The 14,766-nt window shown below is 39.4% G+C and carries 14 protein-coding genes; 13 read left to right on the forward strand and 1 reads right to left on the reverse strand.

Features of this window, described 5'->3' with window-relative positions; all coding sequences use genetic code 11:
- Positions 1 to 9 precede the first annotated feature (9 nt).
- Positions 10 to 876, forward strand: a complete 867-nt coding sequence (locus ACP8HH_RS04865; protein ID WP_438316629.1) for an NAD(P)-dependent oxidoreductase — start codon at positions 10 to 12, stop codon at positions 874 to 876.
- Positions 877 to 973: 97 nt separating this feature from the next.
- The gene (locus ACP8HH_RS04870) at positions 974 to 1,432 is read left to right on the forward strand and encodes a chemotaxis protein CheW (protein ID WP_438316632.1); all 459 of its coding nucleotides are present in this window, start codon (positions 974 to 976) and stop codon (positions 1,430 to 1,432) included.
- Positions 1,433 to 1,499: 67 nt separating this feature from the next.
- Here ACP8HH_RS04870 and ACP8HH_RS04875 read toward each other — a convergent pair whose 3' ends face one another.
- A complete protein-coding gene (locus tag ACP8HH_RS04875) occupies positions 1,500 to 1,961 on the reverse strand; it encodes a YkyB family protein (protein WP_438316635.1) in 462 nt (153 codons plus the stop codon).
- 156 nt (positions 1,962 to 2,117) lie between these two features.
- Between ACP8HH_RS04875 and ACP8HH_RS04880 the strand changes: the two genes are divergently transcribed.
- The 11 genes from ACP8HH_RS04880 to ACP8HH_RS04930 all read left to right on the forward strand — a co-directional run bounded on the left by ACP8HH_RS04880 (position 2,118) and on the right by ACP8HH_RS04930 (position 14,764).
- Positions 2,118 to 2,246, forward strand: a complete 129-nt coding sequence (locus tag ACP8HH_RS04880; RefSeq protein WP_438316638.1) for a hypothetical protein — start codon at positions 2,118 to 2,120, stop codon at positions 2,244 to 2,246.
- Between the two features lie 47 nt (positions 2,247 to 2,293).
- A complete protein-coding gene (gene fadH, locus ACP8HH_RS04885; RefSeq protein WP_438316641.1) occupies positions 2,294 to 3,052 on the forward strand; it encodes a 2,4-dienoyl-CoA reductase in 759 nt (252 codons plus the stop codon).
- 1,156 nt (positions 3,053 to 4,208) lie between these two features.
- The gene (gene cbpB, locus ACP8HH_RS04890; protein WP_438316644.1) at positions 4,209 to 4,649 is read left to right on the forward strand and encodes a cyclic-di-AMP-binding protein CbpB; all 441 of its coding nucleotides are present in this window, start codon (positions 4,209 to 4,211) and stop codon (positions 4,647 to 4,649) included.
- Positions 4,650 to 4,775: 126 nt separating this feature from the next.
- Positions 4,776 to 6,272: an MDR family MFS transporter gene (locus tag ACP8HH_RS04895; protein WP_438316647.1), complete on the forward strand. Its 1,497-nt coding sequence runs from the start codon at positions 4,776 to 4,778 to the stop codon at positions 6,270 to 6,272.
- Entirely contained in the window at positions 6,253 to 7,152 is a 900-nt protein-coding gene (locus ACP8HH_RS04900) for a LysR family transcriptional regulator (protein ID WP_438316650.1), read from the forward strand. The genes ACP8HH_RS04895 and ACP8HH_RS04900 overlap by 20 nt, the downstream gene beginning before the upstream one ends.
- A gap of 82 nt (positions 7,153 to 7,234) precedes the next feature.
- The gene (locus ACP8HH_RS04905; RefSeq protein ID WP_438316653.1) at positions 7,235 to 9,640 is read left to right on the forward strand and encodes a hypothetical protein; all 2,406 of its coding nucleotides are present in this window, start codon (positions 7,235 to 7,237) and stop codon (positions 9,638 to 9,640) included.
- A complete protein-coding gene (locus ACP8HH_RS04910) occupies positions 9,637 to 10,569 on the forward strand; it encodes an ATP-binding cassette domain-containing protein (RefSeq protein ID WP_438316655.1) in 933 nt (310 codons plus the stop codon). The genes ACP8HH_RS04905 and ACP8HH_RS04910 overlap by 4 nt, the downstream gene beginning before the upstream one ends.
- 1 nt (position 10,570) lies before the next feature.
- The gene (locus tag ACP8HH_RS04915) at positions 10,571 to 11,416 is read left to right on the forward strand and encodes an ABC transporter permease (protein ID WP_438316659.1); all 846 of its coding nucleotides are present in this window, start codon (positions 10,571 to 10,573) and stop codon (positions 11,414 to 11,416) included.
- Positions 11,417 to 11,429: 13 nt separating this feature from the next.
- Positions 11,430 to 12,878 (forward strand): hypothetical protein, encoded by a 1,449-nt coding sequence (locus tag ACP8HH_RS04920; protein WP_438316662.1) that lies wholly within the window; start codon positions 11,430 to 11,432, stop codon positions 12,876 to 12,878.
- Between the two features lie 21 nt (positions 12,879 to 12,899).
- Positions 12,900 to 13,895, forward strand: coding sequence for an AAA family ATPase (locus ACP8HH_RS04925; RefSeq protein ID WP_438316665.1), 996 nt, complete (start codon positions 12,900 to 12,902; stop codon positions 13,893 to 13,895).
- The gene (locus tag ACP8HH_RS04930) at positions 13,892 to 14,764 is read left to right on the forward strand and encodes a DUF58 domain-containing protein (RefSeq protein WP_438316668.1); all 873 of its coding nucleotides are present in this window, start codon (positions 13,892 to 13,894) and stop codon (positions 14,762 to 14,764) included. Before ACP8HH_RS04925 ends, ACP8HH_RS04930 begins: the two co-directional genes overlap by 4 nt.
- Positions 14,765 to 14,766: the final 2 nt, after the last annotated feature.

A 14,766-nucleotide genomic window follows, 5' to 3' on the forward strand; every position in this document is an offset into this window, starting at 1 on the left:
GGTATTCAAATGGGGAAATTGAATATAGGATTTATAGGTACAGGAGTAATGGGTGCTAGCATAGTTGAGCATTTGTTGAACGCGGATTATAAAGTGACAGTTTATACACGGACGAAAGAGAAAGCTTTGAGTCTCATAGAGAAGGGTGCTGCGTGGGCTGAAACGGCTGGCGCGGCAACCGCAAGTTCGGACATAATCATTACAATGGTTGGTTATCCAAAAGATGTTGAAGAAATTTATTATGGTAAGGATGGTATCTTTCCATCAAGTAAAGAAGGGCAGATTTTAATTGATATGACGACTTCAAGTCCGGCGCTCGCAATAAAAATTGCTAAGGAAGCCACTTTAAGAAAAGTAGATTCAATTGATGCTCCAGTCTCTGGAGGGGATATTGGGGCGAAAAATGGAACGTTATCCATTATGTGTGGTGGTGAAAAGTCAGTATTTGATAAAGTGTTACCAATCTTGTCTGTTTTTGCGAACGGAATTGTTTATCAAGGTGAAGCAGGATCAGGTCAACATACAAAAATGTGCAACCAAATCACCATTGCGACAAATATGATTGGTGTGTGTGAAGCAATTGCTTATGCAAAAAAGGCTGGACTTGACCCTGAAACGGTTCTCTCTTCAATTTCAGCGGGAGCAGCCAGTTCATGGTCTCTATCAAATCTTGCCCCTCGAATTCTTAATGAGGACTTTGAACCAGGTTTTTTTGTGAAGCATTTTTTGAAAGATATGAACATTGCGCTTGAAGAAGCGAAGCGAATGAACTTGGCGTTACCAGGTCTAGAGCTTGCTTTTGAGATGTATGAACAATTAGTTGAAAAAGGTTATGGTGACAAAGGGACACAGGTTCTCTATAAAAGGTATAAGTAAATAACAATAAAACTTAATATATAGTAAATAATGCCGAAATAAGGAATACGGACTATCTTGAACCGTCAACGAAACAGCAAAAAAGGGGATGGGCAGGGTGAACATATTGCAAAAAGGGTCATTGAACCTTGAAGTATTTGAATTTGTAGAATTTCGTATGGGAAAAAGCAGATTTGGAATAGATATTAAACATGTTAGAGAAATTATTGAGCCTATTTCGGTAACTGTAATACCGCACTCACATCCTTTTGTTGAAGGAATAATTCAGCTTCGTGGCGTTGTTCTTCCTGTAATTGATTTTAATAAAGTGATTGGGATTCATGATGCAAGTGACGATTTTGAGGCTAAATATATTATATCTGAATTTAATGGCGTAACAGTAGCATTAGATGTATCTGCTGTTACACAAATTGAACGCATAAACTATTCAGAAATCGAATCAGCATCAGAAATGTACGAAGGATCTAGTGTACCTGTCACGGGTGTCATTAAACGTGACGAAGGAATGATTCTCCTCGTCGATTTTGAAAAGATAATTGCGGAGCAGTTTAAGTAATAAAAATGAATAAAATAGAAAAACAGCCGATTTCACGCCAAATGGTTTGCGTGAAATCGGCTGTCGATTATCCATCAAGGTAGGAGGATCGAAAACTTTGTGCATTCTTTTTTTGATGCATGCTTTTCTGGGGAATGATTTTTTTTACCTTTATCTCTGTTTCGAGTGGCAAATCTAAATAATTAGATAGAAGCTCTCTTGCAGTTTTTAAACTCATTCGCTCCTGTGGATTACGCGAAGTTTGGTCTTGGTGGCCGAGGTGTGGGAGTGTTTTAAAGTCGTCTTTTTCTGGAATTGTATGAAAAAGGAACCCGCTACAGCATACAAGTGTAGTTGAATGTTGCTTACTAAACTTAGGATTATCAACAAAATGTAATCCAACTTTTTCAGCATTACCGGTACGAATTAACTTATCTAACGACATTTTTTTAAGTGCATAAAGATGTCTATTATCTGGGGCAGTTTTTGCATGGCGATTAACTGTGTATATCGCAATTGCCAATTGATGAATGATTTGCTTTGTATCCAAAACTTACCTCCTTCTTTAATTGTGACTGACATGAATACTATCATAATAACAAAATGAGTAAGTTCTGTACAACTTTAGATTAGTAATTGGAATTTACTGTATGTTATTATGGTTTTGAAATTGGGCCTGCCGCATCCAATTAGGGGGAGTATTGTAGTGAATGATAGTCATCTACAAAGTGTCGGAAAGTATATCGACCAAAATCCGAATAAAATGTCAATACTCCTACAAAAAAATATAAAAGAATTTAATGTTATGTATTTTCATCTAGACCTTTATTCATGATACAATAATGAGTGAATAGTCATTCACTTTTAAAAGGGGGAATAAAAATGTTTAATGAAAAGGTTATTATCGTTACAGGTGGATCCAATGGAATGGGTAAGTACATGGCAAAGAAATTCGCTGATGAAGGTGCAAATGTCGTTATTACAGGAAGAGATTTGGACCGTTTGACAGCTGCAAAAGAAGAACTTGGGGAAAGTGTTCACATCTTTCAAATGGATGTCCGTAATGTAGAATCCGTTGACGCTATGGTTGCTTTTGCAGATGAAAAGTTTGGTAGAATTGATGGCCTCGTAAATAATGCTGCTGGAAATTTTATCGTTCATGCTGAAGACCTCTCACCAAATGGATGGAAATCCGTTATCGATATCGTTTTGAATGGTACATTCTATTGTTCAAGCGCTGTGGGTAAGTATTGGATTAAAAAAGGAACGAAAGGTTCCATTATCAATATGCTCGCAACGTATGCTTGGAATGCTGGAGCAGGTGTCGTTCATTCAGCTGCTGCAAAAGCGGGTGTTATGTCACTCACACGCACGCTTGCGGTCGAATGGGGGACGCAATACGGCATTCGAGTGAATGGCATAGCGCCAGGACCAATTGATCGTACAGGCGGCGCTGAGAAGTTATGGCAGTCCGAAGAAGCAGCGAAAAGAACTCTCAAATCAATCCCACTAGGCAGACTCGGTCAACCCGAAGAAATCGCCGAACTCGCAGCATTTATTATGTCTGATAAAGCTTCTTATATGAACGGAGAAATTGTAACCCTAGACGGTGGCCAATGGCTCAATCAATATCCGTTTTAATAAACAAAACAGGTTTTTCTATATGAAAAGTGGTCTAATACTTGATGAAATCAAGTATTAGACCACTTTTCTTTTGATAATAAACATACTAAAGCAGGAACCGGGCAGATGATTAGAATCAAAAAACTTTGAAATAAAGTACATAGAGCCGCTTTTATCCTGCTGTATACGAAACGCTATCGCCTAGCGGTCTTGGAAGCCCCACACCCATAGAAATCCCGGATTGTTCACCAATACAATCCAAAAAGAAGTAACACCAAGGCAGGCAGCCAAAGAACGCCGGAAGCGGACTACGAAAGTGCCGTAGTCCTATTTATCCATGCGGCAAAGGCTGCACACCTGCATCCTGCAGGCGCAGAAGCGACAAGCGTGAGCCGAAGTAAGGAGATCGGCAGCGAACTTCTGTCGAGCTCATTGCGTAAGGCCATCGCCAAGCGCCAAGCTACCTTGGGAACCACACATTATTTGAAGATCCCAACCCAGGATTTTTTGTAGAAACTGAACATATTCAGAGGTTTGCAACGAAACAGTGAAAGTGTGCAACCAATTAAGCATGATGTGCAACCAATTGCGAAAAGTGTGCAACGAACGCAGAGGTTTGCAACCAAATCATCGAACTGTGCAACCAATACTCAATGATGTGCAACGAAACCCGATTAGTGTGCAACCCATTGTTAGATTTCGAAATCAAATCCCAAGTAGAGACCCCCAAAAAAAACAACCCAAATGGAATGAACAATCGAGCGTAGAAGCGACAAGCGTGAGCCGATGCAATGAGATCGGCAGCGCACTTCTGTCGAGCTCCTTACGTAAGGCCATCGCCAAGCGCCAAGCGATCTTGGTAACCACAAACCCATAGAAACCCCGAAAATGCACCCCAAATAGAATGAACAAACGAGCGCAGAAGCGACAAGCGACCTTGGGAACCACACACCCATAGAAACCCCAAACTGATTATCAGCAAAATCCACAAATCTTCTAACACACTATCAAACTCCGAATATAGACATCACTAGAATTCTTCCGCAGCCTGAAAAATAATCTAAGAAAAACCACCCCAATATAATGAAAAGGTACAGGCCAGTTTAGACTCATTGTGATATGATAGAAATGAAGTAATTAATTAAATGCATAGATATAGAAGGGGCCGATTTACATGATTTCGGTAAATAACAGAGATTTTCTTTTGACGCCAATCTCCGACTACATTATTCCAGCTGAGAAAGTTGCAAATGTACAGCTTGGGAACAATGCAGAGCACGCCTTACTAGTTCTTACGAAAACGGGTTACTCATCAATACCAGTCCTCGACTCCAAAGATCGACTTCAAGGCCTACTAAGTATGGGAATGATTATGGATTCGATTTTAGGAATTGCACATATTGAATATGAACGTTTATTTGATTTAAAAGTTGATGGAATTATGAAAACAGATATCCCAACAATACGAACAACAGACCGTTTCCAAAAAGGACTGGATTTACTTATTAATCATCCATTTCTTTGTGTCGTAGATGAAGAGGGTATTTTTGCGGGGATTTTCACAAGAAGAGTTGTTCTAAAGAAATTTAAGAAATACATTTATTCCGAACAATAAGGATTCATAGTACATTGAAAGGCTCTCGAGTAGAGCCTTTTTCTGTTTAAATTCATCATGCTTCATTTGGTGTCAAATTCCGAGGTGTGTTAATTTACTATGTACTTGTAAAAAGGGGAAATAGAAATGAGTCAAAATAAAAAAACGACGAATCGACCGCTCGTTCTGATATCTGTAATGCTTGCGATGTTTGTCAGCGCTGTAGAAGCAACAATCGTAACGACAGCAATGCCGGTTATTGCATCGGACCTTGGCGGTTTTTCAAGATACAGCTGGATTTTTTCTTCGTATTTATTAATGAGTACAGTTACCGTTTTAATTTACGGGAAGTTGGCTGATATATACGGAAGGAAACCGGTTTTATTTTTTGGTCTTACGGTTTTTTTAATTGGGTCTGTTCTGTGCGGATTTGCGACATCAATGGAAATGTTGATATTCTTTCGTTTGATTCAAGGTCTAGGTGCAGGAGCTGTAATGCCAATAGCAACTACGATTATTGGAGATGTTTATTCGACAGAAGAACGTGCAAAGATTCAAGGATACTTAGCAAGTGTATGGGGAGTTTCAGCCGTTTTGGGTCCAGTAATCGGTGGAACAATTGTGCAGTTTTTGAGTTGGGAATATATTTTTTGGGTCAACGTGCCCCTTGGAATAATTGCAATCCTAGGACTTGCCAGATTCTTGCACGAACCAGAACGTGAGAAAAAAGTCTCAATTGATTATAAAGGGGCCACACTTCTGACGGTGTCACTGTCTGCTATATTATTTTGGCTTGTGGAAGGTGGACAATCTTTTAGTCGACTATCGGTAATTAGCGTTTCGTTAATTAGTGTGGGGATCGGTTTATTTATTTTGTTTATTTTTGTGGAAAGATCTGCAAACGATCCAATGATGCCATTTTCTATATGGAAAAATCCTGTCATTCTATATGCAAATCTCGTATCCTTTACAACTGGGGTTATTATAATTGGAATTTCGGCTTATTTACCAACATTTGTTACGGGTGTGATGGAACAGCCTGCCATAATTGCGGGATTTGCACTTACTGCAATGTCCATCGGTTGGCCAATTGCGTCTTCATTTGCGGGTCATCTACTTGTTCGTTTTGGAACGTTTTCAGTTTCATTTGCAGGTACAATCTCACTTGTTTTGGGTGCATCCTTATTTGTCTTAATGAATGCAAGTTCGGGTCCGTTGTGGGCTGCAACAGCGAGCTTTTTCATAGGCGTCGGAATGGGGTTAACAAGCACTTCATTCATCGTAACAATTCAGGGCGCTGTTCCTAGGGAAAAAAGGGGTTCAGCAACGGCCGCAAATATGTTTATGAGAAACTTTGGGAACACGTTTGGCGTAGCATTGTTTGGAGCGATACTGAATGCATCTTTGATGAACGGGTTTAGCGAAAAGGGACTTAATTTCTCTTTAGACGATGTGAATTTACTACTAACGGCTGAAAAGAGAGAGTCCTTAGGACAAGAACAATTGCTTGCATTACAAAATACACTTGATATTTCATTGCAGTGGGTTTACTTGGGAGTAGCATTTTTTGCTGTACTAAGCTTACTTCTTGTGTTACGAATTCCACGCGGAAAGGAGTTATATAATGTCGATGACAGAACTTGAAATTATTAAAACTTTGGCTGAAGAAGGAAATATGAGAAAGGCGGCTGAGCGATTGTTTTTGTCGCAACCCGCGCTATCTCAACGTCTTCAGACAATTGAAAAGGAATGGGAAACGTTGCTCTTTATTCGTTCCCAAAAAGGTCTTGAGCCAACGCCAGAAGGTGAACATGTCATTGCATATGCCCGCGAAGCGCTTATGAGACGTGAAGAAGTATTTGAAGCAATTACTTCATTGGCGGATAAAGTCCACGGTACACTCAAAATTGCTTGTGCTTCAATCGTTGGACAAACATGGTTACCACAAGTGCTGAAAGAGTATGTCGAGCGCTATCCGAACGCTCAAATATCGTTAATTACAGGTTGGAGTTCTGAAATTGTGAAGGCACTGAATGATCGAGAGGCTCATGTCGGAATTGTTCGGGGTAAGATTGACTGGAAAAGTCGGAAAACACACTTATTTAGGGACCAGATGTATTTGGTAGACCGTGAAATAACTTCAATTGAAGAATTAAAAGACACGACTCGTCCATTTATTCAATTTAAAAGCGATTCCAATTATCATATGGAAATCCAACATTGGTGGAAAAGTCATTTTACTCAAGCTCCAGGTCGTCAGATTACCGTCGATCAAATTGAAACTTGTAAGCAACTTGCTTTAAACGGGATTGGCTATGCAATTTTACCGGCGATTACACTCACTGGTGATGAACTTGTGAATAAAATCCCTTTACTAAATAGCGAAGAAGAATTTGAGTTAACACGGGACACTTGGCTGATTGGGTACGAATCGACATTTGAATTAAAACAAGTTGAGGCTTTTGCGGAAATTGTGCAATCGCATGCTGAAAGATTACGGAATAGTCAAATCTTCTTGAAATAAAAGGAACTTTATGGACATTGATTCGTACTAATAGAGAGGTCACAAACAATTCGCTAAATGAAGCGATGGGAGGATGATATAGATGGGGAAAAAGATATCCGCTTTGATATTCGTATTGCTTGCTGTCATTATGGTACTTCCTGGGGTGAATGCGTCTGCTGCTCCGGACTTAAAGGTGAGCGTAACTACTGGTTTTGATGGCAAATCCAAATACGATAAAGGCGCTCCTGCACAAATTAAAATAGAGAATAGTGGAACTGCATTTAGTGGAGATTTAGTCATTGATATTCAAAGTTCTTATAATTTAGGAACAGGTAGAGCGATTCCTCTTGATATAGAATCTGGCGAAACAAAAACAATATCACTTGTAATGCCAAGTTCAGAGGATCATTATGGATACGGCTTTGGGAGCGCAGCTGTAAAACGAATTTTCCTTTACGAAGGTGGATGGGAAAAGGGAAAGGAGCTCACACATAAAGGGGCTCAGCAATTCAAACCTGCAACTTATGGCTATGACAGTGCATTTGTATTTATGTTTACAAATAATATCGACCGATTATCCGCATTAAAAAAAGCAAAAGGAACTCAATTTAACAGTACCCAGTATATTGACGGGTCTAAGCTTGATGGATCGGTTCTTCCTGATGAGGTAATGGGCTGGGAAATGATTGACATTATGGTTCTGGATGAATATCCTCTAGCAGACTTATCTCTAACGAAGCAAGAAGCCCTATTGGCTTGGGTTCGCTCCGGTGGAAAATTATATATAGGAAGCTCAGACAATATCAATACGGAAGTAGGAATTTTCTCGGAATATTTGCCGCTAAAGCTCGGGGATCGAAATGAGCTGGATTCTGAACTCCTTAATAATTGGGTAAATACCGAAGAGTTTGGTAGTCCAATCCCATCATTTAAAGCTAGCCTTGCAGAAGGGGCAACATCCATTCTGAGTGATGCCGATACTACATATATTGCTTCTTCTAAGGTCGGTACAGGATTCATTTACCAAACGGCTTTTTCATTTGGAGATGATCCCATTTCAAAAATGGAAGGAATGCCGGCATTATGGGAAAGGTTAATAGATCTGGGTGGATTCACTCTACAACCCAATTATAATCCAATGAATCGTTCACTTGATATGCTGTCAAATCAAATCGGATATACAAATGAAATCTTTCCGTCTTTTAAAGTATCTGCACCTTTGCTTTCTGGAATCATTTTATTGTATATCATTTTAATAATTCCAGTTCTTTATTTCATTTTAAAAAAGAAAGACAAACGAGAATATACATGGTGGATCATTCCTGTAGTTGCTATTGTCACATCCATTGCTATTTTCGGTTATGGGGCAAAAGATCGTATTGGTAGACCACAAATCCAGCATACCGCAGTCGTGAATGTTCAACCGGACGGTAACTTGAAAGGCTATTTTGCTGAAGCGATATTGTCGAATAAATCTGGAGACTATACATTTACTTCAGGTGCAGATACAACATTTTCAGCTTCTTTTAAGCAAGACCTATTTGGTAATAATGCACAGCTCTTGCACAATCGGGCAATGGTTGAAAAAGATGTGGCGTCTAGTTCAATCCACTTAAGAAATATAGGGTATTGGAATGTTGCATCTGCATATGGGGAAACGACATTTGACGAAGTGGGTCGACTTTTGGTGAATTTATCTGTTGCGAATAAAAAGCTAACCGGTACGATTCAAAACGACTATCCATTTGGAATAACAGATGTTGCAATTTGGTCCGGTTCAAAACTATTGCCAATCGGCGATATTGGACCAGGCGAAACGGTTCAAGTAGAAGAAGCATTAAAGTTATCCTTTTTATTGTCAGCATCACCGATGAACAACAATTATATGGGGCAACCACAAAGAAATAACGATGATTTGATGGAAATGAGAAAAGAGGGTACGTTACAGTTTTTAAGCGAATCAATACAGGGGTCAAAAAAACCTATATTGATTGCTTATACAGATACACAACTCATTCCCGTCACAGTTGAAAAATTTAAAACGAATCTTTCAGCATTAACGCTTATTTCACAACCATTTGAAGTAGAAATGGAACTTGAAGGAGAGCTTACTCTTGAGCCTGGAATGATGGAAATGTCAATCGTTTCTGAAGATGGAAATAGGGAACCTGAAATGTATGACTTTCAAATGAATAGGGGCTATTTCAATGAAGCGGTATATATACAAAAATGGAAAATAGGAGAGAAGTTCCTAGAATCCAACATCAATTGGACATCGCTAAATTTAACGAAAATACAAAAAGAATTGTATGATTTAAGCGTGTTGAATCATAAGACTGGGTTGTTTGAATTGCAACCGAGTGGCAATGTGAAAATAACAGAGAATACTTCAAACTATATTTCTCCTAAAGGTGAAATCGATATTCAAATTTCATTTCATAAATCTAGAGATGGAAACGAAGCGAGCATTCCCGAACTTAGATTGACTGGGGAGGTGACGAAATGATTGAAATAAAAGGTTTGACAAAAAAATACGGTAATTTTTATGCTTTGAACAACTTAACGATTACGCTGGAAGAAGGAACCGTTTTTGGATTTGTGGGTTCGAATGGAGCGGGGAAGTCAACGACGTTTCTCATTTTGGCAACCCTTTTGCAACCAACATCTGGTGAAGTATTCATTGATGGAGTAAGTATTCGTGAAAACCCCACGGCAATTCGTAAACTGATTGGATATATGCCTGACTTTTTTGGTGTGTACGACCAACTTAAAGCAGAGGAATATCTGGACTTTTACGGTGCGAGTTATGGGATTTCAGAAATAGAACGAAAAAAGTTAATCCCTCAATTGCTTGAACTTGTGAATTTAACGGACAAAGGAAATGAATACGTCGATTTGTTATCTCGAGGGATGAAACAACGTTTGTGTCTTGCAAGAAGTCTCATTCATGATCCGAAAATCCTTATACTAGATGAGCCTGCATCTGGATTAGATCCACGGGCCCGAGTTGAAATGAGAGATATTTTAAAGACCCTGAAAAAGATGGGGAAAACAATCTTGATTTCGTCTCATATTCTTCCCGAACTGGCGGAAATGTGCGATGAAATTGGCGTAATTGACAATGGTGTTTTAATAGCACACGGATCTGTGGAGGAAATTCAAGCGAAGCTCCACGGTGAACGTGTCATAACCGTGAGATTATCTGAAGGTGATCGACAAACTGCTGTTGCATTTTTTGAAGATGAGCCACTTGTTGCGAATATTAAAGATTTGAATAACGAAAATGAATTTACTTTTACTTATAACGGCACAGAAGAAGATCAAGTTGCGCTATTAAAACATGCAGTACTGAGTAATTTACCCATACTTTCATTTACAGAACATATTACAAATTTAGAAGATGTGTTCATGGAAATTACGAAAGGGGTGGATTGAAATGAAAATGAATTTTACAAATCCAGTTTTGTCCAAGGAATTAAAACTTAGATTTCGATCCTCGAAGAGTTTTACAGGCATTCTATTTTATTTAATTGCAATGTGTATATTTGTCTTTGGGTTTATTTATGTAACGATTAAAGTGAACGGAACATCCTATTTTAGACCAGATGAAAGTTTAATATTGTTTTCTATATTAGCGTTCATTCAGCTTGGTCTTATATTATTCACTACACCAGGATTGACTGCCGGAACGATTAGTACGGAAAGAGAAAAACAAACATTACCGATTTTATTAACAACATCGCAAAGTTCATTTCAAATAATACTAGGAAAATTGTTATCGTCGATTGCGTTCTTGTTATTATTAATTGTAGCGGCATTACCGATTTACAGTCTGGTCTTTTTGTTTGGTGGGACTTCACCACAAGAGTTTGTTCTTGTGTTCGCATTCCTTTTCATAACGTTACTTGCGATTGGGAGCATTGGTGTAATGTTTTCCACGCTCATACGGAGAACCATTGTAGCTATGATTGTGACATATGGAACAATGTTATTTCTATCACTCATCACAGCGTTTATATTTTTACTCGTAATGCAGTTATCGGTTTTTGGACAAACGGGAGTACAAACCTCTTCTTATTTTGGTTATTTTATTGCTTCAATTAATCCCGGGATTTTGATGGCGAGCTTATTATCACCGTCCGTTGGTGTTGGAATTACTGATTTCACAAATGTTAAGTTTCCAATTTGGGCGAGTTATTTAATCTTCTACTCAATCGTAACCGTCGTGTCCTTATTTATTGCTGTTAAAGGGTTACGTGTCAATATGAAGCGTTCAAAGTAAAGGAGGTACATGAATGAAGAACAAAAGTCTGTTGAAAAAATATATAACTGCTGCTTTAGCACGGCTTCGATTTGAAAATGTGATTTATCAAATTCAAAGTGGTTTGTTAGTAGCTTCATTCTGTGCTGTCCTAATTTTATTACTGTCTAGAATGTTCATTCTTCCAAACTATGAGCGATACGCTTTTGGGGCGGCTGGCATCGCACTCGTTGGCTCCGGTATATGGATTGTTTACAAACGGGTCCAAATGGGTGAAGCGGTTCGTAAACTTGACGAATTCATCCCGGAAAATATTTTGATTACTGCGGTCTCGTTAAATAGGGATGAATCGATTTTAGCAAATGCTGTTATTGATAAAGCCTCAACTGAAGTACCCGCGGCTTTTGAGTTGTTTAAGAAACGAAGGAAGAATTATTTGAATGTAAAGATGTTTGGTGGATTCATCTTTTTTACAATCCTCTTAATAGGGTTGCTGTTATTTCCTTCCGAACCCCAAATCGAAGCGATAGCCATTCAAAAAGAAAAGGCAATTGTGGAGGAAATGAAAAAAGATATTCAAAAGTTAATTGAAAAAGAAAAAGTGCCAATTGTGAAAAAAGAGTTGCAAGAGCTCGATGATAAGCTTCAAGATGCAAAAACGTCTGAAGAGGTATTGAAAGAAATAGTGAAAAAGCAAAAAGAAATGCAGTTAAAAGAACAACGACTTAGAGACAAAGAAGCACTTGCAGAAAAATCAGGTGATGCTGCAGATGCATTATCAGACGCAGAAATTGAGGAGCTCGCTGCTGTTGGGGAGTTATCCAATAAGTTGGCACAAAATGTAGGGAAGTCACATTCCGCTTTAAATAAAATCGGTAAGGCACCAAAACTTCCTGCATCGTCCACTGCTTTAGGTAATCCAACGAATCCGAGTAATTCAGGCAAACCAGGCGAATCAGACGGTACTACAAAACCTGGAAGTTCTACTGATGGTAATGAAGGTACTGGTGAAGCAGGTGAAGGTTCTGACAAGGAACCTACTGAGGGTGAGGGCGAAGGTCAAGGTGAGGGTGAGGGTCAGGGTCAGGGTCAGGGTCAAGGCCAAGGCCAAGGTCAAGGTCAAGGACAAGGACAAGGACAAGGACAAGGACAAGGCCAAGGCCAAGGACAAGGACAAGGCCAAGGCCAAGGTCAGGGTCAAGGCCAAGGCATTGGAACAGGTACAGGCGGAAGGAATCTTCTGTCGATACCGGTAGATCGACTTGGTGGGAAACCAGGTCCATCCGTTGATGGAGGCGGGCTTGGTAAAGGCGAGTTTATAGAAGAATCTGAAGCGACTACACCTACTGAACGTGGAACTGTGCGTCCATATCAGGAAGTAGTCGGAAGCTACAAAGAATCATACTTAAAAGGTACGGATAAAATGAAATTACCATCCGATTTACAACAAATTCTTGCTGATTATTTCTCCTCAATTGAATGAAGAAAGAATGGGAGTGTATTGATGTCATTTACGCCAGAACAGTTTAAAGAAATGAGCGAAAGACTCGGTGAAGTGAAAAGTGAAATTGGGAAGTTTATTGTCGGTCAAAATGAGGCTGTTGAATTCTGTCTCTACTCTATCTTAGCGGATGGTCATGCACTTCTAGAAGGGTTACCGGGCCTAGGAAAAACGATGCTCATTCGAACAATTTCTGAGGTTTTGGATTTATCTTTTTCACGAATCCAGTTTACACCCGATTTAATGCCAGCAGATATTACGGGAACAAGTATATTGGAGCGGAACGAGGAAGGAATGCAACGTTTCGCCTTTAAGAAAGGCCCGATTTTCAGTCAGATGGTTCTAGCAGATGAAATAAATCGGGCGACACCGAAAACACAAAGTGCATTGCTCGAGGCAATGGGTGAAAACACGGTGACCGTTCTTGGAGAGACAAGACAAATGGCGCGGCCTTTCTTCGTTCTCGCTACACAAAACCCTATTGAAATGGAAGGGACTTACCCACTTCCCGAAGCACAGATGGACCGATTTATGTGTAAGATTTTATTGCCGTATCCAAAGAAGTCTGAACTAAAGGAAATTGTTTTACGGACAACTGGATCACAGAAAATACAAATCGGAAAAGTAATGAATGCGGAAGATATTGTCACTGCTCAAGAAATGGTTAAAGAAGTGATTATCGCGGATGAAATGATTGATTACGCTGTAGATCTTGTTGCAGCAACGCATAATAAAACGGGTTCAGCAGAAGAGTGGACGAAGTATGTTCAATATGGAAGTGGCCCTCGTGGACTGCAATCCATTATTAAACTTGCGAAGGCTCGTGCTCTAATCGCGGGAAGATTCCACGTTTCAATCATGGATATTAAATCGGTTGCTAAACCTGCTCTTCGTCATCGGATTCTTATGAACTACGAAGGGGAAGCGGAAGGCATTGAAATCGATGACTTGATTGGAAAGCTAATTAAAGAAGTTCGGCAAGGGGAATCTGCGAGATGACGGGTGAATTATTTTCAAACCGACTGACGAAGAGACTGAGTTCGTTATCCATTATTTCAAAATCGGGTCGTCTGGGGCATCATAAAGGAACGCATCGATCTAGAAAAATGGGGTCTTCACTCGACTTCTCGGATTACAGAGAATATCATCCTGGTGACGATCTTAGACATATTGATTGGAATGTATATGCTCGGACCGATAAGCCGTTCATCAAACAATTTTTAGATGAACAGGAGATGCGTATACATATTTTACTCGATCCGACAAAATCGATGGGCGCGGATGACAAATGGGATTTTGCGCGTCAACTAGCAATTGCCCTCGGTCATATTGCTTTAAAGAGTGGGGATACTCTATCTTTTTCCACATGGTCAGATGAACAAAATTACTTTCTTAGAAGAAAAGGTGCAATTCATAGATCTTCTATTACCAAATTTATTTCAGCAATTGAATATCCGCAATCGACGAGTCCATTTACGAATAATGTCTTAAAGCATCTTCCAAAAGCATCTACAGTTTTGTTCATCATTACAGATGGACTTGAAGAGTTGGATAAGTGGGAGCACCTTTTTAAAAGGCTTCGAGGTGTGTGTAAAGATGTTCGAATCATTACGATTCACTCCAAACAAGAAGAGAAACCGGATTTTGAAGGTGATGTGCGATTCGTTGACATTGAAAGCGAAGAGGGCGTTGAAGTAACAATAACGAGTCGTTCTATGAAAGACTATAGTACCCGAAAGGCTGAACATGAAGCGTATCTTTTAACACTTGCAAGAAAGTATGGAATCCGTTTACTAAGGGCAGAAGTTTCTGACGGTATTATGGAAACTGTGACAAAAAAGATGAGACATGCAGCATGGATTCGTTAAGG

Origin of the sequence: Sporosarcina sp. FA9 (assembly GCF_051550205.1) — a bacterium.
In the GTDB taxonomy this organism is placed as follows: domain Bacteria; phylum Bacillota; class Bacilli; order Bacillales_A; family Planococcaceae; genus Sporosarcina.

Excerpts from the sequence above, each read along its gene's own strand:
- ACP8HH_RS04865 (WP_438316629.1), top strand. The coding sequence starts at position 10 with ATGGGGAAATTGAATATAGGATTTATAGGTACAGGAGTAATGGGTGCT.
- fadH (WP_438316641.1), top strand. The coding sequence starts at position 2,294 with ATGTTTAATGAAAAGGTTATTATCGTTACAGGTGGATCCAATGGAATG.
- cbpB (WP_438316644.1), top strand. The coding sequence starts at position 4,209 with ATGATTTCGGTAAATAACAGAGATTTTCTTTTGACGCCAATCTCCGAC.
- ACP8HH_RS04895 (WP_438316647.1), top strand. The coding sequence starts at position 4,776 with ATGAGTCAAAATAAAAAAACGACGAATCGACCGCTCGTTCTGATATCT.
- ACP8HH_RS04900 (WP_438316650.1), top strand. The coding sequence starts at position 6,253 with ATGTCGATGACAGAACTTGAAATTATTAAAACTTTGGCTGAAGAAGGA.
- ACP8HH_RS04905 (WP_438316653.1), top strand. The coding sequence starts at position 7,235 with ATGGGGAAAAAGATATCCGCTTTGATATTCGTATTGCTTGCTGTCATT.
- ACP8HH_RS04910 (WP_438316655.1), top strand. The coding sequence starts at position 9,637 with ATGATTGAAATAAAAGGTTTGACAAAAAAATACGGTAATTTTTATGCT.
- ACP8HH_RS04915 (WP_438316659.1), top strand. The coding sequence starts at position 10,571 with ATGAAAATGAATTTTACAAATCCAGTTTTGTCCAAGGAATTAAAACTT.
- ACP8HH_RS04920 (WP_438316662.1), top strand. The coding sequence starts at position 11,430 with ATGAAGAACAAAAGTCTGTTGAAAAAATATATAACTGCTGCTTTAGCA.
- ACP8HH_RS04925 (WP_438316665.1), top strand. The coding sequence starts at position 12,900 with ATGTCATTTACGCCAGAACAGTTTAAAGAAATGAGCGAAAGACTCGGT.
- ACP8HH_RS04930 (WP_438316668.1), top strand. The coding sequence starts at position 13,892 with ATGACGGGTGAATTATTTTCAAACCGACTGACGAAGAGACTGAGTTCG.